20 protein-coding genes are annotated in these 22780 nt (G+C 65.1%); 13 read left to right on the forward strand and 7 right to left on the reverse strand.

The window, feature by feature from the left end:
• Nucleotides 1–52 precede the first annotated feature (52 nt).
• Nucleotides 53–1633: an alkaline phosphatase family protein gene (locus P5W98_RS29945; RefSeq protein ID WP_421028074.1), complete on the reverse strand. Its 1581-nt coding sequence runs from the start codon at nucleotides 1631–1633 to the stop codon at nucleotides 53–55.
• Nucleotides 1634–1733: 100 nt separating this feature from the next.
• Between P5W98_RS29945 and P5W98_RS29950 the strand changes: the two genes are divergently transcribed.
• On the forward strand, nucleotides 1734–2543 hold the full coding sequence (locus P5W98_RS29950) for an IclR family transcriptional regulator domain-containing protein (RefSeq protein WP_421028075.1): 810 nt from the start codon (nucleotides 1734–1736) through the stop codon (nucleotides 2541–2543).
• Nucleotides 2544–2603: 60 nt separating this feature from the next.
• On the opposite strand, the gene P5W98_RS29955 is transcribed toward P5W98_RS29950, so the two are convergent.
• Nucleotides 2604–2972, reverse strand: coding sequence for a hypothetical protein (locus P5W98_RS29955; protein WP_421028753.1), 369 nt, complete (start codon nucleotides 2970–2972; stop codon nucleotides 2604–2606).
• Nucleotides 2973–3403: 431 nt separating this feature from the next.
• On the opposite strand from P5W98_RS29955, the gene P5W98_RS29960 reads away from it, so the two are divergent.
• The 5 genes from P5W98_RS29960 (at nucleotide 3404) to P5W98_RS29980 (ending at nucleotide 9446) form a co-directional block, all read left to right on the forward strand.
• Complete coding sequence (locus tag P5W98_RS29960) at nucleotides 3404–5338, forward strand: SMP-30/gluconolactonase/LRE family protein (RefSeq protein ID WP_421028076.1); 1935 nt, start codon at nucleotides 3404–3406, stop codon at nucleotides 5336–5338.
• A gap of 46 nt (nucleotides 5339–5384) precedes the next feature.
• Entirely contained in the window at nucleotides 5385–6023 is a 639-nt protein-coding gene (gene acuR / locus P5W98_RS29965) for an acrylate utilization transcriptional regulator AcuR (protein WP_421028077.1), read from the forward strand.
• Nucleotides 6024–6085: 62 nt separating this feature from the next.
• Nucleotides 6086–7069 (forward strand): acrylyl-CoA reductase (NADPH), encoded by a 984-nt coding sequence (acuI, locus tag P5W98_RS29970; protein ID WP_421028078.1) that lies wholly within the window; start codon nucleotides 6086–6088, stop codon nucleotides 7067–7069.
• A gap of 89 nt (nucleotides 7070–7158) precedes the next feature.
• Complete coding sequence (locus P5W98_RS29975) at nucleotides 7159–7800, forward strand: DsbA family oxidoreductase (RefSeq protein WP_421028079.1); 642 nt, start codon at nucleotides 7159–7161, stop codon at nucleotides 7798–7800.
• 59 nt (nucleotides 7801–7859) lie between these two features.
• Complete coding sequence (locus tag P5W98_RS29980; protein WP_421028080.1) at nucleotides 7860–9446, forward strand: Na+/H+ antiporter; 1587 nt, start codon at nucleotides 7860–7862, stop codon at nucleotides 9444–9446.
• A 32-nt stretch (nucleotides 9447–9478) separates the two neighbouring features.
• Here the strand turns inward: P5W98_RS29980 and P5W98_RS29985 are convergent, their stop codons facing one another.
• Entirely contained in the window at nucleotides 9479–9919 is a 441-nt protein-coding gene (locus P5W98_RS29985) for a hypothetical protein (RefSeq protein ID WP_421028081.1), read from the reverse strand.
• A 285-nt stretch (nucleotides 9920–10204) separates the two neighbouring features.
• Between P5W98_RS29985 and dbpA the strand changes: the two genes are divergently transcribed.
• Nucleotides 10205–11602 (forward strand): ATP-dependent RNA helicase DbpA, encoded by a 1398-nt coding sequence (gene dbpA / locus P5W98_RS29990; protein ID WP_421028082.1) that lies wholly within the window; start codon nucleotides 10205–10207, stop codon nucleotides 11600–11602.
• Between the two features lie 64 nt (nucleotides 11603–11666).
• Here the strand turns inward: dbpA and P5W98_RS29995 are convergent, their stop codons facing one another.
• From P5W98_RS29995 to P5W98_RS30005, 3 genes are read right to left on the reverse strand one after another with little or no spacing between them, the layout of a single operon-like run.
• Complete coding sequence (locus tag P5W98_RS29995) at nucleotides 11667–12053, reverse strand: nuclear transport factor 2 family protein (RefSeq protein WP_421028083.1); 387 nt, start codon at nucleotides 12051–12053, stop codon at nucleotides 11667–11669.
• 11 nt (nucleotides 12054–12064) lie between these two features.
• Complete coding sequence (locus P5W98_RS30000) at nucleotides 12065–12853, reverse strand: SDR family NAD(P)-dependent oxidoreductase (protein WP_421028084.1); 789 nt, start codon at nucleotides 12851–12853, stop codon at nucleotides 12065–12067.
• Nucleotides 12850–13749 carry an alpha/beta fold hydrolase gene (locus tag P5W98_RS30005; RefSeq protein ID WP_421028085.1) on the reverse strand — a complete coding sequence of 300 codons (900 nt, stop codon included), beginning with the start codon at nucleotides 13747–13749 and terminating at the stop codon, nucleotides 12850–12852. Before P5W98_RS30005 ends, P5W98_RS30000 begins: the two co-directional genes overlap by 4 nt.
• Before the next feature lie 156 nt (nucleotides 13750–13905).
• Here P5W98_RS30005 and P5W98_RS30010 point away from each other — a divergent pair, with 156 nt between their 5' ends.
• The 6 genes from P5W98_RS30010 (at nucleotide 13906) to dmpG (ending at nucleotide 20934) form a co-directional block, all read left to right on the forward strand.
• Nucleotides 13906–14736 carry an SDR family oxidoreductase gene (locus tag P5W98_RS30010; RefSeq protein ID WP_421028086.1) on the forward strand — a complete coding sequence of 277 codons (831 nt, stop codon included), beginning with the start codon at nucleotides 13906–13908 and terminating at the stop codon, nucleotides 14734–14736.
• Nucleotides 14737–14983: 247 nt separating this feature from the next.
• Nucleotides 14984–16549 carry a DUF1302 domain-containing protein gene (locus P5W98_RS30015; RefSeq protein WP_421028087.1) on the forward strand — a complete coding sequence of 522 codons (1566 nt, stop codon included), beginning with the start codon at nucleotides 14984–14986 and terminating at the stop codon, nucleotides 16547–16549.
• 78 nt (nucleotides 16550–16627) lie between these two features.
• Nucleotides 16628–18007 (forward strand): DUF1329 domain-containing protein, encoded by a 1380-nt coding sequence (locus P5W98_RS30020; RefSeq protein ID WP_421028088.1) that lies wholly within the window; start codon nucleotides 16628–16630, stop codon nucleotides 18005–18007.
• Nucleotides 18008–18099: 92 nt separating this feature from the next.
• Complete coding sequence (locus tag P5W98_RS30025) at nucleotides 18100–18882, forward strand: fumarylacetoacetate hydrolase family protein (RefSeq protein WP_421028089.1); 783 nt, start codon at nucleotides 18100–18102, stop codon at nucleotides 18880–18882.
• Between the two features lie 62 nt (nucleotides 18883–18944).
• A complete protein-coding gene (locus tag P5W98_RS30030) occupies nucleotides 18945–19835 on the forward strand; it encodes an acetaldehyde dehydrogenase (acetylating) (RefSeq protein ID WP_421028090.1) in 891 nt (296 codons plus the stop codon).
• Nucleotides 19836–19857: 22 nt separating this feature from the next.
• Nucleotides 19858–20934, forward strand: a complete 1077-nt coding sequence (gene dmpG, locus P5W98_RS30035) for a 4-hydroxy-2-oxovalerate aldolase (protein WP_421028091.1) — start codon at nucleotides 19858–19860, stop codon at nucleotides 20932–20934.
• Between the two features lie 250 nt (nucleotides 20935–21184).
• Here the strand turns inward: dmpG and P5W98_RS30040 are convergent, their stop codons facing one another.
• Nucleotides 21185–22708: a purine-cytosine permease family protein gene (locus P5W98_RS30040; RefSeq protein WP_421028092.1), complete on the reverse strand. Its 1524-nt coding sequence runs from the start codon at nucleotides 22706–22708 to the stop codon at nucleotides 21185–21187.
• Nucleotides 22709–22780 lie beyond the last annotated feature (72 nt).

The following is a 22780-nucleotide window of genomic DNA, read 5'->3' on the forward strand; positions in this document are numbered from 1 at the left end:
CCTGCTCTACCGCTGAGAGGGGCGCGGCGCCCCTTCCTGCCACCGTCCGCCGCTACCAGTCGCCGAGCAGAATGCCGCCCTTCTCGGACACTTCCGTCCAGCGCTCGACGAAGCGCGCGGGCGCGGTCTGCCGCAAGGTGCGGTGGCGCAGCCAGTCGAACAGACGCTCGTGCATCTCGGCGCGCACGCCCGCGTGTTGCGCATCGCGGCCCAGGTCGTTCAGCTCGTCGGGGTCTGCCGCGAGGTCGAACAGTTGCGGCGCAAAGCCATCGTAATGGATGTATTTCCAGCGGCCGTCGAACACCATGAAGCAGCGGCAGCCGTCGAGATCGCGGCCCAGCAGCGTGCGCGTGCGCGAACGGAACGAATAGTCGAACTCGCTGAAAACGGCATCGCGCCACGTCACGCCGGTTGTGCCATGCAGCAGCGGCTGCAGCGAGCGCCCTTCGACGATATGACCGGGAATCTCCACGCCCGCCGCATCGAGGAACGTGGGCAGCAGGTCGATGGCCTCGACGAGCCGCCGCTCGACCGTGCCGCGCGTGGCGTCGGCCTCGGGGCGCGGATCGACGACAACGAGCGGCACGCGCGACGACGCATCGTGAAAGAGCTCCTTCTCGCCGAGCCAGTGATCGCCCAGGTAATCGCCATGGTCGCTCGTGAATACGATCATGGTGTCCTGGTCGCGGCCGGTTTCGCGCAGGAACGCGAACAGGCGGCCGAGGTGGTCGTCGATCTGCTTCACGAGCCCCATGTAGGTCGGGATGACCGTCTCGCGCACCTCGTCGCGCGCGAAGCTCACGCTCTCGTCGTGCTGCATGAACGCGCCGAACACCGGATGCGGATGCTCGCGCTCGTCCAGTGTGCGCGTGGCGGGCTTCACGTCCTCGGGGCCATACATATCGTTGTACGGCGCGGGCGCCATGTACGGCCAATGCGGCTTGATCAGACTCAGGTGCAGGCACCAGGGCGCGTCGCCCTGCTCGCGGATGAACGCCATCGCCCGGTCGATCATATAGGGTGTTTCCGAGTGCTCCTCGCTCACGCGCGCCGGTTTGGACGCGTGACGCATCTTCCAGCCGCTCAGGATCTCGCCGTCCTCTCCCTGCGCCGAATTTGCATAGTCATGCCAGGGATTGTCGCCCTCGTAGCCTTTGCTGCGCAGGTAATCGCAATACGGCGTTTCGACGCGAGCACCGAAGAGGCCGGGGTGAATGCCGTCGTCGCGATCGAACGGCTCGAAGCCGCACTCTTCCACGAGCACCGCGCCCGGCGATTCATGGGTCATGCCGAGGCGCTGCATGCCGGCCTTGTCGGCAACCATGTGCGTCTTGCCCGCCAGCGCGACACGCATGCCGCGCGTGCGCAGGTAGTCGCCGAGCGTCAGCTCGCCAACGGGCAGCGGCACGAAATTCCAGTACGCGCGATGGCTCGCCACGTAGCGGCCCGTGTAATACGACATGCGCGACGGCCCGCAAACCGGGCTTTGCACGTAGGCGCGCTCGAAGCGCACGCCGCGCCGCGCAAGCGCATCGATATTGGGCGTTTGCAGCGTCGGGTGGCCGTAGCAGGACAAGTAATCCCAGCGCAGCTGGTCGCACATGATGAACAAGATGTTCTTGACTGTCTCCATCGCTTGTCTCCTTGAGTTAAGGCAAGCGTAGAACAGCCCGGATGCGCAACCCAGCAATTTCTGAGATGATTTCACTCAGTGAAACGCAACGGATTCAGCCATGTGGTCCCCGAAAGTCAAGACGATCGACGCGCTCGAACGAGGCCTCATCACGCTCAAGACCCTGCAGGAGTTGCAGGCCGCGAGCCTGCACGATTTGCATCTGCACACTGGCATTTCGAAGGCCACGCTGCTGCGCATTCTTCTGACGTTGGAACGGCAGGGGCTGATCTGGCAGCGGCTGGCCGACGGGCTGTTTCGCCCGAGCTACACGTTGCAGGCGCGCGCGCGGCGCATCGATCGCGTGGATCATTTGATCGAATGCGCGGCGCCGGAGTTGGACCAGTTGCAGAGCCGCATTCTCTGGCCATCGGATCTCGCCGTGCGGCGCGGCACGACGATGGCGCTGTGCGAGTCGAACCGCACACGCTCGTACTTTCTCGTCAACCGCGACAAGCTCGGCTATGAGATCAACATGTTGCGCTCGGCAGTCGGACGCGCGTATCTGGCGTTTTGCCCGGATGCGGAGCGCGAATCGCTGCTCGAAGCGTTGCGCTCGGGCCAGCGGCCAGGCGACGAGCGGGCGCATGACGGGCGTTATGTCCGGCAGTTGATCAACGAAACGCGGCGGCGCGGGTATGGATCGCGTGAGCGCAATTTTGGCGGCTCGTATACCCAGTCGCGGGCGCAATACAACGACGGCTTGTCTGCGCTTGCCGTGCCGATCGAAGCGCCCGATGGTTCGATTGCCGGCTGCGTCAATATCGTCTGGTTCGAACGGCTTTTCAAGGTCGAGGATATGGCCGCGCGCCATCTGGACGATCTTCGGGCCGCCGCCGGGCGGATCGGGGCGCGCTTGAGCGTCGAGTAGGCGGGTTATGGCGGCTTGCTGCTGTTTCGCGGCACGTGGCGTTTTGCGAAAGCCACAAATTCAGAGCTGGGCCTGGCACAGCGACATCATGCGCTGCACCATGGTCGACGCCTCGTTGAGCTCCATTTCATTCGTAAACAGCACCGAGACGCTGGAAAGCCGCACGGCAATACCCGCGCCAAGCAGATCGCGGCTTGCGATCTTGAGCGCCAGCTGGCCAAGGCGAACGCGATCGAGCCAATGCATCGTCAGGCCGCCCTTTTGCAACCATTCGCGGCAGCACGAGACGACGTGATCGACGCGCCATTCCTGAGTCAACGCGTAAGACGACGCGGCGATGGCCACAAGGTAGCAAAGCAGGTCCGGGCGGGCGCTGCTCGCTTCGACGAATTCCGTTTTCACTGGCTTGCTGTCCCTGTTTTCAGACATGGATTCCATACCTATGGCCGGACCTGCCAAAAACAAGCATTCTGCATCGAAACGGCCCGCGCCGGAGCATCGGTCCGCCAACATTTCTTCACGCGAAAAATTGGCGTAAACGAAATGCAATAAAAAATCCGCGCATGTCCAATGAGTTAAATCCCGTTGATAACCCCGGAATATTCCCTACGTCCGGCCGCATGCCTTTCCTGGTTTCGCCTTCGGCCCGGGCACGTCAATTGCGCACGCACCCCGTCGCCGCTCCGATCGATTAAAGGAAAAAAATCCAGCCGCCGATTAAAACCAGTGACACGAATATTTAGAAACATGAGCCAGTGCCGCTGATTTCGTTAAGCAACATGCATCGCGCATTGCCCTGTCGCAGCCGGCAAGCCCAGCCCGTCGACGACATTCGAACTCGTTGTATCCGGAGTTTTTTCATGAAGAAGAACAAAAAGCACCTTGGCGCGCTGCTGTCGGCCGCCATTTTTGCCGCGTCCGCCGCCGCGCTCGCCCCTGACGCACAGGCGCAGCAATACACCACCGACTGGCTCGCCAACACCTACGGCACACTCGCGGCACATGTGGGCAATGGCGCACGCTCGATGTGGGTCGCGCCCGAAGGCGTCATTTACACCGCATCGTTCTGGGACGAGAACGAAGGCGGCATGGCCATCTATCAGAACGGCAAGAGCATCGGCTCGATCGGCCTGCATAACGAATTCCAGGGCGGCGCCATCACCGGCAACGCCACCTCGATCTTCGCGGCCATGCAGGCCGGCACCGCCTACGGCAGCGGCACGGTCGGACGCTACAACCGCGCGAGCGGCCAGCGCGACCTCACCATCAGCGTGAGCGCATCGACATCGGTCAGCCGCGCCGATGTCATCACAGGCCTGGCCACGCAAAACGCGCTGCTCTACGCGAGCGACTTCCCCGGCAACCGCGTGCGCGTCTTCACGACCGACGGCGCATGGCAGCGCGACATCCCCATCGCGAGCCCGGGCGCGCTCGCGCTCGACAGCGCGGGCAACGTCTGGGTCGCGCAGAAGGGCGCGGGAACGATCGTGGAATTCAGCCCCGCGGGCGCGCAATTGCAGACGATCCAGATGCCGGCGGGCGCGCAGCCCTGCGCGCTCTACTTCGATGCATCCACAGGACTGCTGATGGTGGGCGACGAAGGCCCCGACATGAACATCAAGCTCTATAGCCTCGCGGGCACGCCCACGCTCACGGGCACCTTCGGTGTGACGGGCGGCTACCTCGACACCACGACTGGCACCAGGGGGCAGGTAGGCGCCAAACGCTTCACGCGCATCACGGGCATTGGCAAGGACACGGCCGGCAACCTTTATGTGCTCAACAATCCGTGGGGCGGCGCATGGGACCTCGGCCGCAACGGCGGCACCGACATTCACGCCTACGATCCCAACAGCAATCTGCTCTGGAAGCTCCAGGCGCTGAACTTCGAAGGCGTAGCCGCGCCCGATCCGGCCACCGACGCCGCGCTGTTCTACACCGGCACGGCGATCTTCACGGGCACGGCGGGCGGCACCTTCGTCGCCAATACGGTGGATCCGTTCACCTACCCGAACGATCCGCGCCTGAACATGAACGACACGCAACGCGACGAGCACTTCGGCCAGCTCGTCTCGGTGGGCGGCAACCGCATTCTCGTGGCGTCGGGGCAGAATCCCGCGATCTTCTACTTCTTCCACTTCAATCCCGCAAGCGGCTACATCGCGATTCCCGACGGTTCATTGCCCGGCCCGCTGTTCAAGACGACGATCTCCGTCACGGGCGGCTTCTGCATCGACAGCAAGGGCGACGTGTGGGCCGGGCTCGACCGCACGAACCACATTTACCATTACCCGCTCACCGGTTTCGACGGCACTGGCAAACCCTCATGGGGTCCCGCCATCACCATTTCGACGCCCGTGAGCGCGCGGCCGATCACGCGCATCGTCTATCAGCCAGAAAGCGACACGATGATCCTCGCGCAAGGGGTGGCCGGAAGCTGGGACTGGACCGCCATGAACGGCCATATCGAGGTGTATCACGGCTGGGGTGCGGGCAATCGCACGCCAGGACCGGTCATCAACCTCACCAGCGCCAATCCCAAGTCGATGGCGGCAGCGGGCAATTATCTGTTCGTCGGCTATGTGCACACCGTGCCGAATGTCGACGTATTCGATCTCACGACAGGCCAGCAGGTCACCACGCTGATCAATGCAAATCCCGGCGCCATGGATGTGGGCAACGACGTGGATTCGATGTATGGCCTGCGTGCGTATTTGACTTCGACGGGCCAGTACGTGATTACGAAGGACAATTACAACGGCAGCAGTGTAGTGGTGCACAGGTGGACGCCCTGAAACGCAGGCATTGAATTTTTGAGACGATCGGTCTAATATCGCGTTCATGAATGCTCCGACCGTCAAGCCGCGCCGCGGCCGCCCGCCGAAAGACCCGCGCGCTCATGCCGACACGCGCGATCTGCTGATTCGCGCGGGCCTGGAAATGCTGACCGGGCAAAGCTTCGCCGCCACCGGACTCGACGCCATGCTCAAGCGCGCCGGCATTCCGAAGGGCTCGTTCTATCACTACTTCGAGAGCAAGGAAGCTTTCGGCCGCGACCTCATGGCCGCTTACGATCGCTACTTCTGCGCGAAGCTCGACCACTGGCTGCTCGATGCAACGCGTCCCGCGCTGGAGCGGCTCGGCGCATTCGTTGAAGACGCGAAGTCGGGCATGGCGCGTCATGACTTCACGCGAGGCTGCCTCGTCGGGAACCTGGGGGTGGAGGTCGACGTGCTTCCCGAAGACTTTCGCGAGCGCCTGGAAGGCGTGCTGCAAGGCTGGCAGGCGCGCGTGGTCGCGTGCCTGCGCGAGGCGCGACGCGAAGGCGCGATTCCGAAGCCGACCGATCTCGACGCCCAGGCCGCATTCTTCTGGATCGGCTGGGAAGGTGCGGTGCTGCGCGCGCGACTCGTGCGCAACGCCGCGCCGCTCGATACGTTTTTCCGGGGTTTCATCGCCGGACTGAATGCCACGCGGTAGCGGATCAACGAAACGCTTCGCCCCGCGCCCTTTTTCTCTTTCATTTCATCACCGAGGCCCTCATGTTCAAAGCCATTCTGATTGATAAGGAATCCGGATCATACGCGGCGCGCGTTGCCGAACTCGACGAATCGCGCCTGCCCGACGCGGATGTTCTCGTCGACGTGCAATACAGCACGCTTAACTACAAGGACGGGCTCGCGATCACCGGCAAGAGCCCGGTCGTGCGCAGCTTTCCCATGGTCCCGGGCATCGATTTCGCCGGCACCGTCGCGCAAAGCGCCGACCCGCGCTATGCCGTGGGCGATACGGTCGTGCTCAACGGCTGGGGCGTGGGCGAGCAGCACTGGGGCGGTCTTGCGCAAAAGGCCCGCGTGCAAGGCGACTGGCTGATTCCGCTGCCGCGTGGCCTGAGCGCGCGCCAGACCATGGCGATCGGCACGGCTGGCTATACCGCGATGCTTTGCATTCTCGCGCTCGAACGCTACGGGATCGCCCCGGACCATGGCGACGTGCTCGTGACCGGCGCGAGCGGCGGCGTCGGGAGCTTCGCGATTACGCTGCTGGCACGGCGCGGCTATCGCGTGGTGGCCTCGACCGGCAAGCTTCAGGAAGCCGCGTATCTGCAGCAGTTGGGCGCGGCCGAGGTCATCGACCGCGCGACGCTTGCCGAGCCGGGCAAGCCGCTGCAAAAGGAACGCTGGGCAGCGGCCGTCGATTCGGTCGGCGGCCATACGCTCGCGAACGTGTGCGCGAGTCTGCGCGCCGATGGCGCCGTGGCGGCCTGCGGCCTCGCGCAAGGCATGGACTTGCCGGCCACGGTTGCGCCGTTCATCCTGCGCGGCGTGAGCCTCATCGGCATCAACAGCGTGACGCGCCCCTTCGCCGAGCGCCAGCAAGCGTGGCAGGCGCTGGCCGAAACACTCGATCTGAACGCGCTCGACACCATCACGCGCGAGATCGGTCTGGCCGACGCCATTCCGGCCGCGAGCGATTTGCTCGAAGGGCGCGTGCGCGGCAGGCTCGTCGTCGATGTGAACGCTTAGGCGCTCGCGCGAGCGGCGCGGCTTGCATCATGGTCGGCGAGGACGTGCGAGAATCCTGCGCATACGTCCTCCCCTCCCTCGGAAACGCCATGAAACAAGCGCTGCAAATCGACTTTGTCTCCGATATCGCCTGCCCCTGGTGCGCGATCGGCCTGTCCTCGCTGCTCCAGGCGCTGAAGAATCTGCACGACACCGTCGACGCCACGCTCGCCGTCCACCCCTTCGAACTGAATCCGGATATGGGGCCGGGCGGCGAAACCATCGTCGATTACCTCGGCAAGAAATACGGCCGCACGCCGGAGCAGATCGCGCAAACGCAGGAGGCGATTCGCGAGCGCGGCGCCAGCGTGGGCTTCACGTTCGGGCCGCGCACGCGCGTCTACAACACTTTCGACGCGCATCGCCTGCTGCATTGGGCCAGCCTTCGGGGCAAGCAGTTGCCGCTCAAGCTCGCGCTGCTGCGCGCCTATCACGGCGAAGGCAAGGACACGAGCGACCACGACATGCTGGTTCAGGCCGCGCAATCGGTGGGACTGAACGCCGACGAGGCGCGCACCGTGCTGCAAAGCGGCGCCTATGCCGACGAAGTGCGCGCGGAAGAACAGCACGCGCAGGCGATGGGCATCCAGTCGGTGCCGGCCATCATCCTCAACCAGAAGTATCTGGTGAGCGGCGGCCAGCCCGTCGAAACATTCGAGAATGCCATCAAGCAGGTGCTTGCCGAAGGCTGAAGCCGCCTCGCCGATCCATTGAATCGATCGAATCGATCCGGCATTTCACAGGGGACACCATGTCGGCAGTCTCGGCATTCAAGCTCGTGCTGCTTTCGCTCATCGCCATCATCGCGCTGGAGCTGCTTGCCAAACGCCTGCGCCTGCCGCCCGCCGCGGCGCTGCTGGTGGGCGGCGCAGCGATGGCGTTCGCACCGGGGCTGCCGCCCGTCGTCATCGATCCCGACCTCGTCCTCATCGTGTTCCTGCCGCCGCTCCTGATGAACGGCGCCTATTTTTTCGTCTGGGCCGACTTCAAGCGGCATATCACACCCATCCTGCTGTACGCGATTGGCGCCGTGGCGTTCACCACCTGGGCTGTCGGCCTCGTCGCGCACTGGATGGCGCCCGGGTTGCCGTGGGCCGTGTGCTTCGCGCTGGGCGCAGTGGTCTCGCCGCCCGACGCCGTGGCCGCGAAAGCCGTGCTCGAACGCCTCGCGCTGCCGCGCCGCCTGATGGTGCTGCTCGAAGGCGAAAGCCTGCTCAACGACGCGGCGGGCCTCGTGCTGTTCCGCCTCGCCGTGGCCGCTGCGCTCACGGGCGCGTTCAGCACGTCGGGCGCCGTGCTGAGCTTCTCGGGACTCGCGCTAGGCGGCATCGCCATCGGGTGGTTCGTCGGCTATCTCACCATCAACCTGCTGCGGCTGCTCGACGACGACTATCTGATCATTACCGCCAGCGTCAGCGCCGCGTGGTTCAGCTACATCGCCGGCGAAATGGCCGGCGTATCGAGCGTGATCGCCACCGTCACGTGCGGCATGTATCTGGGCTGGCATCAGCACGAGGTGTTCTCCGCGCGCGTGCGCATGCGCGGCACGGCGTTCTGGGAGGTGCTCGTGTTCGTGCTCGAAGCGCTGGTGTTCGTGCTGATCGGCCTATCGCTGCGCGGCGTGATCCACCGGCTCGGCGGCGCGGGCGAGGCGTTCGCGCAACTCGGCCCGGCCGCGCTCGCCATCGTTGCGGCGGTCGTGCTGTCGCGCTGCGTGTGGGCGTTCGGGCTGGAGACGATCCGCGTGCTGGTGCATCGCTTTGCGCCACGCCGCATCGCGGCCGCCGATTTGCGCTCGGCCGCCGTAGTGAGCTGGGCCGGCATGCGCGGCGTGGTCACGCTGGCCATCGCGCTCACGCTGCCCGAATCCTTGCCCGGGCGCGATCTCATCCTGTTCGCGGCGTTCGCGGTGATTCTCTTCACGGTGCTGCTGCAAGGCCTCACCATCGGCCCGCTGATCCGGCTCGTCAAACCGCTGCAGGACGAAGACGTCAACGCCCGCTACCTCACCGAGCCGCAAGCATGGGCAAGGCTGCTCGCAGTGCAGCTTGAGGCCATCCAGCCGCTCGTGCACGGGCCGGACGGCAGCGTGATTCACCCGCGTCTGCTGGAGCAGTACACGTATCGGGCCAATCTGTCGCGCACGCTCGAGAGCGCACCCGCACTGCCGAACGATGTGCGCACCGCGCATTACGACGTCGTGCTTGCCGCCGTGAGCGCGGGCCGCGCGGAAGTGTTGCGCCTGCACCGCGCGGGGCTCATCGACGATGCGATGCTGCATATGATCGAGCGCGACCTCGATCTCGAAGAGGTGGGCGCGCAACATTCGCGCGGGTGATCGGGGCGACCCCGGGAAAACGGTGTGCGCGCTCATGCCGGCCTGCATGCAGCGGGAATGCCGAGCTTGTTGCGCTTCTGATTGACAGCCCTTGTCGAGCGGCCAGTGAGCCGCGCCAATTCGGCATCGTCCAATACGCCGAGCAAGGCGATATGCTCCGGCGGCCACGACAGATGCGCGGGCGCGGCAGGCGGAATGCCCAATTCCCGCCGTTTCTTTTGCACAGTCGAAAATGAAACGCCGCCGATTCGCTCCGCCACCCGGGCATCGGACAGTGTGCCGAGCAGCGCAATCTCTTGCGTGGTCCATGTGCGGGTCAATTTTGTTTTGTGATTGCCGGCGCTACTCGAGCGATCGCGCCGTTTGCCCCCGCTGGGCCGGGATCGTGCGGCGCACGGTGCATCGGTTTCGTAATCGACGGCCGATGAAGCATGGTTGATCTGCGCGACGGTGTGTTCGAAGCGGTTCGTCATTGCGATGCCCCTGTTGTGTAGAGTTGCCCGGCATCTATCCTCTATACGCTATTTTTATCCTGAAACACGAAAATTCCTAAATCCGGCTGGCGCCCTGATTCGCGGCGCATCAAGCCGCCAAAAAAATCCATCCCCTTGACCTTCCACAAACGGAACGCCCTCCCGCACGCATCGGCTAGAATTGCGCCACGCGCGATGCCGCCATCGCAGCCCGATCCATCCCCGCCGCGCCGCGCCCTCCGGGCGAACGCCGCGCCGCATCTGCCCCCGGGGGCGAGACCACGAATGACGAACACACCCACCGCCACGCCCTTCAGCGCGCTTGCGCTCGCGCCCGCCGCGCTCGAGAACCTCACGCGGCTCGGCTATGTCGAGATGACGCCCATCCAGGCCGCCAGCCTGCCGATCGCGCTCGCGGGCCACGACCTCATCGCCCAGGCCAAGACCGGCAGCGGCAAGACCGCCGCCTTTTCGCTCGCGCTGCTCGCGAAGCTCGATGCGCGCCGGCTCGACGTGCAGGCGATGATCCTCTGCCCCACGCGCGAACTGGCCGATCAGGTCGCTCAGGAAATCCGCCGGCTCGCGCGCGCCGAAGAAAACATCAAGGTGCTCACGCTGTGCGGCGGCACGCCCATGAAGCCGCAGACGGCAAGCCTCGAGCACGGCGCGCACATCATCGTCGGCACGCCGGGGCGCATCATGGATCACCTCGAGCGCGGCATCCTCTCGCTCGACGCGCTCAACACGCTCGTGCTCGACGAAGCGGACCGCATGCTCGACATGGGTTTCTTCGACGACATCGCCAAGGTCGCGCGCCAATGCCCCAAGGAGCGCCAGACGCTGCTGTTCTCGGCCACCTACCCCGAAGGCATCGCGAAGCTGAGCCAGCAATTCCTTCGCAATCCCAAGGAAGTGAAGCTCGAAGAGCATCACGACGACAGCAAGATCCGCCAGCGCTTCTATGAAGTCAGCGACGACGAGCGCCTGCACGCAGTAGGCATGCTGCTGAACCACTACCGGCCCGTGAGCACGATCGCGTTCTGCAACACCAAGCAGCAATGCCGCGATCTGCTCGATGTGCTGCGTGCGCAGGGCTTTCATGCGCTCGCGCTGCACGGCGAGCTCGATCAGCGCGAGCGCGACCAGGTGCTGATCCAGTTCGCGAACCGCAGCTGTTCCGTGCTGGTGGCCACCGACGTGGCCGCGCGCGGTCTCGACATTGCGCAGCTCGAAGCCGTGATCAACGTCGATGTCACGCCCGACCCCGAGGTCTACGTGCACCGCATCGGCCGCACCGGGCGCGCGGACCAGGACGGCTGGGCGCTGAGCCTCGCGAGCATGAACGAAATGGGCCGCGTGGGCGGCATCGAGCAGGCGCTCAAGCGCGAAGTCGAATGGCAGCCGCTCGCGTCGCTCACGCCCGCCAGCGACGCGCCCTTGCTGCCGCCGATGGAAACCGTGCAGATTCTCGGCGGACGCAAGGACAAGATCCGCCCCGGCGACGTGCTGGGCGCGCTCACCGGCGAAGCCGGCTTCAGCGGCGCGCAGATCGGCAAGATCAACGTCACGGATTTTTCGACCTACGTGGCCGTCGAGCGCAGCATCGCGCGCAAGGCGGTGAGCAAGCTCAACGCGGGGAAGTTGAAGGGCAAGAAGGTGCGCGCGCGCTTGATGGAAGAGTAAGCGGGCGGAACGGGCGGGCCGCAGATCTCCTGCGCACGCCGCCGTTCACCTGCTCAGAACGAACTCAAGACGCGCTCGCGCGGTGATAGTCATCCGCGCCCCAGTAGGCGCGCATGCTCACGATCTTGCCGTGCGCATCGAACTCCATCACATCGGTCACGTCGATATGCGCCGGGCCATCCGCGCCCGCGATATGCACCTTGAACGTGATGGTGGCCGCGTTCGCATGCGAGCCGCGCGGCGGCGCAACCAGTTCGAGCCGCGCGCCCACCGTGGTGGCGTGGCCATAGAATGCGTCGATCTCCGCGCGCCCGCGCTTGAGCGGCGAGCCCACGGGGTCTTCGACCGTGGCATTGTCGGCGAACAGCGCAGTGACGCGCGCCGCGTCGTTCGCGTTGAACGCCTCCACGTATTCGCGCAGGCGCGCCTTCATGTGTTCGGTGTCGCTCATCGTGCAGCCTCCTAGCGCGCGGTATAGCCGCCGTCGATCACGAGTTCCGCGCCGGTCACATAACGGCCCGCCGGCGAGACGAGATACAGGATGCCCGACGCGATGTCCTGCGGGTCGCCGATCTTCGCGAGCGGCACGGCCTGCGCCAATTGCCCGAAAATCTGGTCGGGGTCACCGATCTTCCGGAACGCCTCCTCGAGCAGCGGCGTGCGAATGTAACCCGGATGCACCGAATTCGCGCGAATGTTCTTCGCGGCGTAAAGCATCGCGTCGGTCTTCGCCATCAGGCGCACGGCGCCCTTCGAGGCGTGATACGCAGGCACGTCCGGCCCGCCCACGAGCCCGTACATCGACGAGACATTCACAATCGAGCCGCCGCCCGCCTGCTGCATGGCTGGAATCGCGTACTTGGTGCACAGGAATACACCCGTCACATTCACGTCCATCACCTGACGCCACTGCTCGAGCGTGATCTCGTGCGTGGGCACGTTCGCGCCTTCGATGCCCGCATTGTTCACCAGCACATCGAGCCGGCCGAAGCGCGCGACGATCTCGCCGAACACGCGCTGCACGTCCACTTCCTGCGTCACGTCGAGCCGCCAGAAATGGGCCTTGCCGCCCGCCGCGACGATCTCGGCCGCAAGCGCCTCGCCTTCCGGCAACACATCGAGCACCGCAATGGCCGCACCCGCCGAGGCGAGCGTGCGTGCGGTCTGCGCGCCAATGCCGCGCGCGGAACCCGTGATCGCGGCGACCTTGCCGCTGAGGTCGAAGAGTTGCTGTGCGAGCGTGTTGCTCATGTCGTCTCCTTGTCTCGTGTCTTGCTCGTGCGTTCCGCGTGACCGGCGCCCTTGCGCAGATCGGCGAGAAAATCCACGCATTCGCGATTGAAGTATTCGCGGTGCTCCACCATCACCCAATGCCCGCAGCGATTCATCAGCACGAAGCGCGCGTCCTCGCATTGCTCGAGAAACTGCATCGCGCCGCTCACCGGATTGAAGCGGTCCTGCGTGCCCCAGAAGCCCAGCACCGGGCAGCGCAATTCCACGAGGCGCTCCGTGAGGTTGGGCACGCGCATGGTCGAAAGCACTTCGGGCGGCTGCGTTTCGCAGACCTTCAGGCGCTCCTCCACGAGCGCGTCCGTCACGAGCGCGCGATCGTGCACCAGCAGTTCCAGCAGATAGCGCATGGTCTGCCGGTTCATCTGACGATTGGTGAAGAGCGACACCATCTTCTGGATGCCTTCCATGCGAAAGTAGGTCTCGCGCTCCTCCACGCCGCCGGGCGCCATCATGATGAGCGCCTCCACGTCGTCCGGATAATCGAGCGCGTATTTCAGCGCAATCGCGCCGCCCAGCGAATTGCCGAGCAGCGTGGCGCGGCCCGCGCCCAGCGCCACGAGTTGCTCGCGCAGCGCCGCGACGAAGAAGTCGAGCGTGTATTCGGCGTCGGCGGGCTTTGACGACGCGCCGTAGCCCGGCAGGTCAACCACGATGACGCGGTGGCCCGCCGCCGCGATGGGCGCGTAATTATGGCGAAAGTTGCTAAGGCCGCTCGCGCCGGGGCCGCTGCCGTGGATGAACACCACGGGCTCGCCGCTGCCGGCTTCGAAATGATGCAGCCTCAGGCCGCTCGGCACATCGGTGAAAGATCCGATGGTGCCGGCGGGTAGAGCGATGTTCGGCGTTGTCGTCATGCGCTTGTCTCCTGTTCTCATGCCGATCATCGGGGGCGCGAACGTGCGCCGCATCGTCTTTTCAGACTAAGAAACGCCCCGGCATTTCCCCTACCATCGCCTCGACACTTACCCGCCCATATCGGCGCCGATCGGCGCATTCAGGAGACGAGGCCCATGGCACCCTTTGATTTCAGCGGCAAGACCGTGCTCGTGACAGGCGGCACGCGGGGCATCGGCGCGGCGATCGCGCAGGCGTTCCAGCGCGCGGGCGCGACCGTCTACGTCTGCGGACGCAGCGTGTCGGAAAACGCGGACGCCCACACAAACCACCTCACCGACAACAGCACGGACGCCGATACCCCCACTACGCCGCCGCTGCGCGCGCTCGCCGCCGACGTGCGCGACATCGACGCCATCGACGCGCTCATCGCGCGCATCGAGGCCGAGACCGGCCGGCTCGACGTGGTCGTGAGCAACGCGGGCGGCGCGCCGTTCGCGCTCGCCGCGCAGGCGTCGCCGCGCTTCACGGAGTCGGTGATCCGGCTGAACCTGATTGCGCCGCTGTGGCTCGCACAGCGCGCCAACGCCGTGATGCAGCGCCAGGCCGAAGGCGGCGTGCTGCTTTTCGTGGGCAGCGTGAGCGGCCTGCGGCCTTCGCCCGGCACAGCCGCCTATGGGGCCGCGAAAGCCGGCGTGATCAACGCCGTGCGCTCGCTCGCCGTCGAATGGGCGCCCAAGGTGCGCGTGGCGGCGGTGAGCCCGAGCCTCGTGCACACCGATGCCGCCACAGCGGACCACGTAGGCGAAGCGGGTTTGCACGCAGCGGCGGCCACCGTGCCCGCAAGGCGCCTCGCCACGCCCACGGACGTGGCCAATGCCTGCCTCTTTCTCGCTTCCGCGCATGCGTCGTATGCATCGGGATCGAATCTCGTGCTCGAAGGCGGCGGCGAGGTGCCCGCCTTTCTCGCGGCCACCGAAGCGGGCAAGGCGCTCGGTCAGGCATAAGCACCGGTAAGCGCACGCGGCGCGGCCACGTTCCCGACACTGAGGGGAACCAACTAGTCCGTATTGACGATTCTCACCACGCACAAGCGCCCTAACCTCTGTCGACAACAAAGCCCCCGGTTCGCAAGACGGCCTCAGGGACGAACCTTCGAAGCGCCGCGGCAGAACATTGCAACGCCATTAGAGCCACGAAAGAGCCACGAAAGAGCCAGCACAGCGCCATCACGGAGCCAACAGAGGAGACACAATGAGAATCGACACACCGCGTGCGTTACGACCGATCACCGCCGCCTGCCGGCTCGCCCTTGCAGCCGCGTGCGTGAGCGCCGCAACGAGCGCGTGGGCGGGTGACCAGATCGACTTCGGCAACAACACCACGCTCGACTACAACTTCACGCTCGGCTACGGGCTCGGCATGCGCACGCGCGCAGCCAGCGGCGATCTGCTCGGCCCGACCAACATCAACGGCGACGACGGCGACCGCAACTTCCAGAAGGCCGGCAAACTGATGGAGAACCAGGTCAACATCCTGGGCGAGGTCAATCTCAAGCACGACGACTGGGGCGTGTTCGTGCGCGCGGATGCGTTCTACGACCAGGTCTATCACCGTCCGAACTACAACGACGCGCCGTTCACGGTCAACCATTCCGGCACCTACAACCAGTTCACGGGCGACACGAGCTACTGGGCCGGCGCGCGAACGCAACTGCTCGCGGCCTACGTGTACAACACCTTCCATATCGGCCAGACCAACCTCAATGTGAAGGTGGGCGACCAGGTGCTGGCGTGGGGCGAAAGCGTGTTCTTCCCGAACATCGCGGGCGCGCAAGGCCCCGCCGACGCCACCAAGTCGTACGTGGCAGGCGCCGAAGTGAAGGACATCCTGCTGCCGGTTCCGCAGATCTCCTCGCAATGGCAGATCACCCCCGACTTCAGCGTGATGGCCTACTGGCAGTTCGCGTTCCAGCACAACCAGCTCACCGCGCCGGGCAGCTACTTCAGCTACTCGGACATCGTTGGGCCAGGCGCGCAGTTCCTGATCGGGCCGGGCGGGATGATCATTCCGCGCGGCGGCGACATCAAGCCGAGCAACTACGACCAGTGGGGCGTGGGTGCGCGCTGGCGCGTGGCCGGCTCCACCGAGATCGGCGCGTACTACCTGCACTACAACGACATGAACCCGAGTGTCGTGTTCAGCTACTACCCGACGATCCAGTACCAGCAAAAGTACTTCGATCACATCAAGCTGACCGGCCTGAGCTTCTCGACAGACCTGGCCGGCGCGAACGTCGCCGGCGAAACCTCGTACCGACAGGGCGCGGCCGTGCTCGTGAACGCGCCCTCGGGCCCGACGGCCACGCGCGGCGACGTCTGGCAGTCGAACCTTTCCGCGATCTATGCGACCGGGCCGACGTGGCTCGCCGCCTCGCAAACGCTGGTTGCCGAAGTGTCGTACGTGCACACCGGCAACGTCACGCCGGTGTACGGCTCGACCACGCTCGCAAACTCGCGCAACGCAGCGGCCTTCGAAGTGGCCTGGACGCTCAGCTACAAGAACGTCTTCAATGGCTGGGATCTCGACGTGCCGCTCACCTACTCCGACGATTTCACGGGCACCTCCGCGCTCGCGGGCGCACTCGGTTCGCTTACCGGCGTGGGCGACCACCGCGTCACGGTGGGCGTGAACTTCACGCGCCTCTCGAACCTCAAGCTCGGGCTGGTCTACGCGAAGTTTCTGGGCAAGCCCGACCCCAACATGCGTCAGCTAGCCGATCGCGATTACGTTCTCGCTACCGCCACGTACTCCTTCTGAAGCCATGGCGCCGTACGGTTCGGCGCCCGCTTTCGAGGTGTTTGATCCAGCCGTATCTTTACTGCAAGAGGAATGGATATGAGTCGCACTTTTCACTACGCCATGCAAGCCTGCGCCATCGCCGCAGGCGTCGCGCTTGCCACCGGCTCGTTCGCGAAGACGAGCGCCGAAGACATCGCCAAGCTCGATACCACGCTCACGCCGTTCGGCGCCGAGCGCGCCGGCAACGCGGACGGCACGATCCCGGCCTGGACAGGCAAGTGGGTCGGCGCGCCGTCGAGCGTGAACTACAAGCCGGGCGAGCGCTACCCCGACCCGTACGCAAGCGACAAGCCGCTCTTCACGATCACTGCGCAAAACATGGATCAGTACGCAGCGCGACTCACCGACGGCGAAAAGGCGCTCTTCAGGAAGTACCCGGATACGTTCAAGATCACCGTCTACCCGAGTCACCGCGACTTCGGCGCGCCCGAGTCCACGTACAAGGCGATCAAGGAATACGCGCCCAACACCACGATGACGAAGGACCAGAACGGCCTGAAGGACTTCCCGCCCGGGGCGCCCTTCCCGGTGCCGAAGAACGGCGTGGAGGCCATGTGGAATCTGCGCTTCTCCTCGATGATCGAGTCGGAGAACGCGACCTACGACCAGGCCGTGGTCTACCCGGACGGCAATATCGCATGGGGCAAGGTGAAGTATTCGATCTATGGCCCGCGCGCAGGCGAGCCATACGATCCCAAAAGCAATCTCAACGGCATGAGCTTCTTCCGCATGACCGTTGCACTGCCGCTTTCCGACCGCGGCACCATCATTACGGGTTACGAAATGTGGGACCAGACCGGCTCGGACACTCGCCGCACATGGACCTATAACCCGGGCACGCGGCGCGTGCGCCAGTCGCCGGAGTTCGGCTTCGACCAGCCCCAGGGGCCGGGCGGCTTCCGCACCGTAGACGACGACCGTCTCTTCAACGGCTCGGGCGAGCGCTACGACTGGAAGATCGTCGGCAAGCGCGAAGTCTACGTACCGTACGACAACTACAAGCTGATGGATCCGTCGGTCAAGTACGCGGCGCTACTCACGAAGGGCCATGAAGACATGCAGTACATGCGCTTCGAGTTGCATCGCGTATGGGTGCTCCAGGCCACGCTGAAACCGGGCTTCCGCCACCAGTACGCCAAGCGCGTGATCTATCTGGACGAGGACACCTGGGCTGCCGTGGCCGCCGACAACTATGACGCGCGCGGCACCTTGTGGCGCACCAACTTCGCGCCCACGGTCTACGCCTTCGACGCCAAGACCTTCTATTCGACCTCGGTGTTCTATCACGACCTGATCTCGGGCGCCTATTACGCCGACCGCTTGTCGAACCAGGAGCCAATGCCGGTCCTGACGCCCACCACGCAGACGAACGAAGCCTACTACTCGCCGGACGCGATCCGCGGCGACGGCGTCTGACGCGTTCCTTTCGCGAGCTTGCCCGCATGCCTCAAGCCCATGCCTGAGCGTATGCGGGCTTTTTTTCCTCATTCACGATGAACGCCACCGACATGACCCCTGCCCAACACGCCGCGTCAGGCGACGCGCTTTATGAGGCCTGGCTCGAACGCATGCCGATCGCGCCGCTCACCTCGCGCCTGCCCGAACTCGCGCTCGCCGACGCTTACCGCATCCAGCAGCACTACATCGCGCGCCGCATGGCAGCGGGCGCTGCCGTGGTCGGCAAGAAGATCGGCGTAACCAGCAAGGCCGTGCAGGACATGCTCGACGTGCGCCAGCCCGACTTCGGCATGCTGCTCTCCGACATGCAGTACGCAAGCGGTGCGGCGATTCCCGCCAACACGCTGATCCAGCCGCGCGCCGAAGGCGAGATCGCGTTCTACCTGCGCCGAGATCTGCGCGGCCCGGGCGTCGACCGCGCAGCGGTGCTCGAAGCAACCGAAGCCGTGGGCGCGTGCTTCGAGATCGTCGATTCGCGCATCCGCGACTGGGCAATCCGCATCGGCGACACCGTGGCCGATAACGCCTCGAGCGGCGTCTACGTGCTCGGCTCCGAACGCGTTGCACCGCATGACGTCGAGCTCGACGCGTGCCGCATGCGCATCGAGAAAAACGGCGTCAACGCAGGCGTTGGCGTGGGCGCGGCCGCGCTCGGCCACCCCGCCGACGCCGTGGCCTGGCTCGCCAACACGCTCGGCGAACTCGGCATGCCGCTGCTCGCGGGAGAAGTCGTGCTCTCGGGCGCGCTGGCCGCGCTGATTCCGGTGGGTGCGGGCGACCGGCTCTCGATGCGTATCGAAGGCATTGGCGGCTGCGAGGTGTGCTTCGTTTGAACGAAGCGTCAATCATCCGGAATCCGAATTGCTTTGAAGACCCCATGAACAAGGAAAAATCCATGAGCAAAATTCAATGCGCGCTGATCGGCCCCGGCAACATCGGCACCGATCTGCTCTACAAGCTGCGCCGCAGCGCCGTGCTCGAACCGGTCTGGATGGTCGGCGTCGACCCGACCTCCGAGGGACTCGCGCGCGCCCAGGCACTGGGCCTGAAGACAACGTCCGAAGGCATCGACGGTCTGCTGCATCACCTGGAAGCCGATGGGATCCGCATCGCCTTCGACGCGACCTCGGCCTACGCGCACCGCGAGCACTCCGACAAACTGACCGCACGCGGCGTGCGCGTGATCGACCTCACGCCCGCCGCCATCGGTCCGTTCTGCGTGCCGCCCGTGAATCTGGGCGAGCGCCTGGGCGACACGCTCAATGTCAACATGGTCACTTGCGGCGGCCAGGCCACCATCCCCATCGTGCACGCGGTCGCGCGCGTGCAGCCCGTAGCCTACGGCGAGATCGTCGCGACGGTGTCCTCGCGCTCAGTCGGCCCCGGCACGCGCAAGAACATCGACGAATTCACGCGCACCACGGCGCGCGCGATCGAAATGGTCGGCGGCGCGAAGCGCGGCAAGGCGATTATCGTGATCAATCCGGCCGAGCCGCCACTCATCATGCGCGACACGATCCACTGCCTCACCGAGGATGAACCCAACGTCGAAGCCATCACCGCCTCGGTGCACAAGATGGTGGAAGAAGTGCGCCGCTACGTGCCGGGCTACACGCTCAAGAACGGTCCGGTATTCGACGGCAAGCGCGTTTCCGTATTCATGGAAGTGGCGGGCCTGGGCGATTACCTGCCGCGCTACGCCGGCAACCTCGACATCATGACGGCCGCCGCCGCCCGCACCGGCGAAGTGTTCGCCGAGCAGATGCTCGCCGCCACGACCGCCTGAAACCGACACGATGGGAATCACGATGCAAACCACCAACGCAGCAAGCAACGCAGCCCCCCTGCACCCGCTCGCGGGCACGCACATCACCGTGCACGACATGACGCTGCGCGACGGCATGCACCCGAAGCGCCACCAGATCTCGCTGGACCAGATGCGCAGCATCGCACGCGGACTCGACGCCGCGGGCGTGCCGCTTATCGAAGTCACGCACGGCGACGGCCTGGGCGGCGAATCGGTCAACTACGGCTTTCCCGCGCATAGCGACGAAGCCTACCTCGAAGCCGTGATCGGCGAACTGAAGCAGGCAAAAGTTTCGGCGCTGCTGCTGCCCGGCATCGGCACCGTCGACCATCTGCGCATGGCGTATTCGCTTGGCGTAAACACGATCCGTGTGGCCACGCACTGCACGGAAGCCGACGTTTCCGGCCAGCATATCGGCCTCGCGCGCGAGCTCGGCATGGACACGGTAGGATTCCTGATGATGGCGCACATGGCCCCGCCAGAACTGCTGGTCGAGCAGGCGAAGCTGATGGAATCATATGGCGCGAACTGCATCTACGTCACCGACTCCGCGGGCTACATGCTCCCGCACGATGTGACCGCACGGCTCAAGCCCGTGCGCGACGCACTGCGCCCCGGGACCGAACTGGGCTTTCACGGCCACCACAATCTCGCCATGGGCATTGCGAACTCGCTCGCGGCCATCGAGGCTGGCGCGCGCCGCATCGACGCCGCAGCGGCCGGGCTGGGCGCGGGTGCAGGCAATACGCCCATGGAAGTGTTCGCGGCCGTGTGCGAGCGCATGGGCATCAAGACCGGCGTGGACGTGTTCGCGATCTCCGACGTGGCCGAAGACCTCGTTCTGCCGATCATGGACACGCCCATCCGCGTGGACCGCGACGCGCTTACGCTCGGTTATGCCGGCGTTTATTCGTCGTTCCTGTTGTTCGCGAAGCGCGCCGAGGCGAAGTACGGCGTGCCTGCCCGTGACATCCTCGTCGAGTTGGGCCGCCAGCGCCTCGTGGGGGGGCAGGAGGACATGATCGAAGATACGGCGATCAACATGGCGCGTGCGCGGCGTTTGGCTGTGGCGGCTTGACTGACGAGTCTTGAGTCGTTCCTTTATCGGGCTGCATTGCAGCTCCGCCACGAAACGCGCGCCGGAATTGAACGGTGCGCGTTTTTTAGCACCACTGTCGACCGCCCATGCAACAATTATTCCGCTTTTTTGGTGGCGGGGTCGCCGCGATGCCGTTTGGAATGCGCCCATGCCGGGCGCACATAAAAAAACGCGGCGAGCATATCACCGCGGTTCCTTCAGGGTTCGCGCAAAAGCCGGCTTCGAACGATCAATGCTCCGCCAACTGACGCGCCATCGCCAGGATGTCACGTTCGCCGATCGTGCGGATCACTTTCTCCTCGGCTGCGAGGTCGAGCGAGCGGCTGAGCACGTAATAGGTTGCTCCCGCAACGATCAGACCGACGAGCCAGGCCAGATCGATGCCGCTCATCTGGTGCGCGAAGTAACCCACGAAAATCTCCTTGCCCGACTCGTTGTCGACGATGGAGAAGAACGGGATCATCGCCGCGAAGCCCACCAGGTACGCTGCAATCCCGCGCGCCTGCCACGCGCCGTAAATACCGTTCGGCGTAAAGAAGTGCGTGATCGCGTAGCGGCCCTTGCGCACGAAGAAATAGTCGACCAGATTCACCGCGGTCCAGGGCACGAGGAAATACAGCATCAGCACGAGGAACGTGTTGAGCAGCGCCACGCCGTTGCCCGGAATCGAGAGCGTGCACACGAGCACGATCGCGCTGATCGCGAGCACCGCGCCAACGCGCGCGCGGCGCGTGGGCTGGATCTTGCGGAACGAGTCCACGCCGGTCAGGAGCGTGAGCATCGCGCTATAGGTGTTCAGCGCGATGATGGGCAGGAAGCCCGCCACCGACACCACCACGAGGATCGCGCCGCAGCCCGGGAACAGCTTCGCACCCACCTGGTTGAGCGCGACGAGCGCATCCGTTGCCCGCAGTTGCTGCGCGAGCCACGCGCCCAGGCCAATCATCCACGCGCCCGAGAGCGACGCGCCCAGGAAAATCGCCGAGACCAGCTTCGCTCGGCTCGTGTGCTTCGGCAGATAGCGCGAGTAGTCGGACACGTACGGCGCATACGAGATGTTGTAGCTCGCGCCGATGGCGAACTGCGTGATGAACGCCACCCAGTTGAAGCCCGCATGCGCGCTAGCCGCGCCCACCGCGCTTGCAGCACTCGCCGCGCTGGCACCGCCCTTGCCCACGCCAAACAGCAGCGCCAGCGTCACGAGCGCATAGAGCGGCAGCGTCGCGATCAGCGCCCATTTGAACGCCTTGTGCATGACGTCGTGCCCGAAGACCGCGAGCAGCCCGCCCGCAACCGCCGCGACCACCGCCACCAGCGCCGGGCTCAGCCCGAACACCTCTTTCAGCCCGCTCATGATCAGCGAAACATTGACGACGTTAAAGCCCACGAACACGAAAAGCGTCGCGAGCAGCGCGAGCGCCACGCCGCGATAGCCGAACTGCGCGCGCGACTGGATCATCTGCGGCAGACCCATTTCCGGCCCCTGCGAGCCGTGAAACGCCATGAAGATGGTGCCGAACATGATGCCGAGCGCGCCGCCAAGCGTGGTCCAGCCAGCCGAGAGCCCCATGCTCGGGCCCACGAAGCCGATCGAGATCGTGAAGAAGTGGAAGTTGCCAAGGAACCAGAACGGCCCCTGGCTACTGAGTTTCGCGTGGCGTTCGCTTTCGGGGATGTAGTCGATCGAATGGCTTTCGATCTCGATGCCCTCGTCCCCGGTCGCCGCGTACCCGGCATGCTCGTGTGCTGTCATACAACAAGTCTCCTGATGATTCTGCTCTTCTGCTGCTTCGCTTCTGCTTCGCTTCTGTCTCGCTGCGGCTTC

Source organism: Paraburkholderia sp. A1BS-2L (assembly GCF_051125205.1).
Classification (GTDB): Bacteria; Pseudomonadota; Gammaproteobacteria; order Burkholderiales; family Burkholderiaceae; genus Paraburkholderia.

Bases quoted from the DNA above. Each gene is read 5' to 3' on its own strand.
- P5W98_RS30025 (WP_421028089.1), top strand. From the start codon at position 18,100: ATGACCCCTGCCCAACACGCCGCGTCAGGCGACGCGCTTTATGAGGCC.
- P5W98_RS29985 (WP_421028081.1), bottom strand. From the start codon at position 9,919: ATGACGAACCGCTTCGAACACACCGTCGCGCAGATCAACCATGCTTCA.
- P5W98_RS29975 (WP_421028079.1), top strand. From the start codon at position 7,159: ATGAAACAAGCGCTGCAAATCGACTTTGTCTCCGATATCGCCTGCCCC.
- P5W98_RS30000 (WP_421028084.1), bottom strand. From the start codon at position 12,853: ATGAGCAACACGCTCGCACAGCAACTCTTCGACCTCAGCGGCAAGGTC.
- P5W98_RS29950 (WP_421028075.1), top strand. From the start codon at position 1,734: ATGTGGTCCCCGAAAGTCAAGACGATCGACGCGCTCGAACGAGGCCTC.
- P5W98_RS30040 (WP_421028092.1), bottom strand. From the start codon at position 22,708: ATGACAGCACACGAGCATGCCGGGTACGCGGCGACCGGGGACGAGGGC.
- P5W98_RS29995 (WP_421028083.1), bottom strand. From the start codon at position 12,053: ATGAGCGACACCGAACACATGAAGGCGCGCCTGCGCGAATACGTGGAG.
- P5W98_RS30030 (WP_421028090.1), top strand. From the start codon at position 18,945: ATGAGCAAAATTCAATGCGCGCTGATCGGCCCCGGCAACATCGGCACC.
- P5W98_RS29945 (WP_421028074.1), bottom strand. From the start codon at position 1,633: ATGGAGACAGTCAAGAACATCTTGTTCATCATGTGCGACCAGCTGCGC.
- P5W98_RS30010 (WP_421028086.1), top strand. From the start codon at position 13,906: ATGGCACCCTTTGATTTCAGCGGCAAGACCGTGCTCGTGACAGGCGGC.
- P5W98_RS30020 (WP_421028088.1), top strand. From the start codon at position 16,628: ATGAGTCGCACTTTTCACTACGCCATGCAAGCCTGCGCCATCGCCGCA.
- P5W98_RS30015 (WP_421028087.1), top strand. From the start codon at position 14,984: ATGAGAATCGACACACCGCGTGCGTTACGACCGATCACCGCCGCCTGC.
- P5W98_RS29980 (WP_421028080.1), top strand. From the start codon at position 7,860: ATGTCGGCAGTCTCGGCATTCAAGCTCGTGCTGCTTTCGCTCATCGCC.
- acuI (WP_421028078.1), top strand. From the start codon at position 6,086: ATGTTCAAAGCCATTCTGATTGATAAGGAATCCGGATCATACGCGGCG.
- acuR (WP_421028077.1), top strand. From the start codon at position 5,385: ATGAATGCTCCGACCGTCAAGCCGCGCCGCGGCCGCCCGCCGAAAGAC.
- P5W98_RS29960 (WP_421028076.1), top strand. From the start codon at position 3,404: ATGAAGAAGAACAAAAAGCACCTTGGCGCGCTGCTGTCGGCCGCCATT.
- dmpG (WP_421028091.1), top strand. From the start codon at position 19,858: ATGCAAACCACCAACGCAGCAAGCAACGCAGCCCCCCTGCACCCGCTC.
- dbpA (WP_421028082.1), top strand. From the start codon at position 10,205: ATGACGAACACACCCACCGCCACGCCCTTCAGCGCGCTTGCGCTCGCG.
- P5W98_RS29955 (WP_421028753.1), bottom strand. From the start codon at position 2,972: ATGTCTGAAAACAGGGACAGCAAGCCAGTGAAAACGGAATTCGTCGAA.
- P5W98_RS30005 (WP_421028085.1), bottom strand. From the start codon at position 13,749: ATGACGACAACGCCGAACATCGCTCTACCCGCCGGCACCATCGGATCT.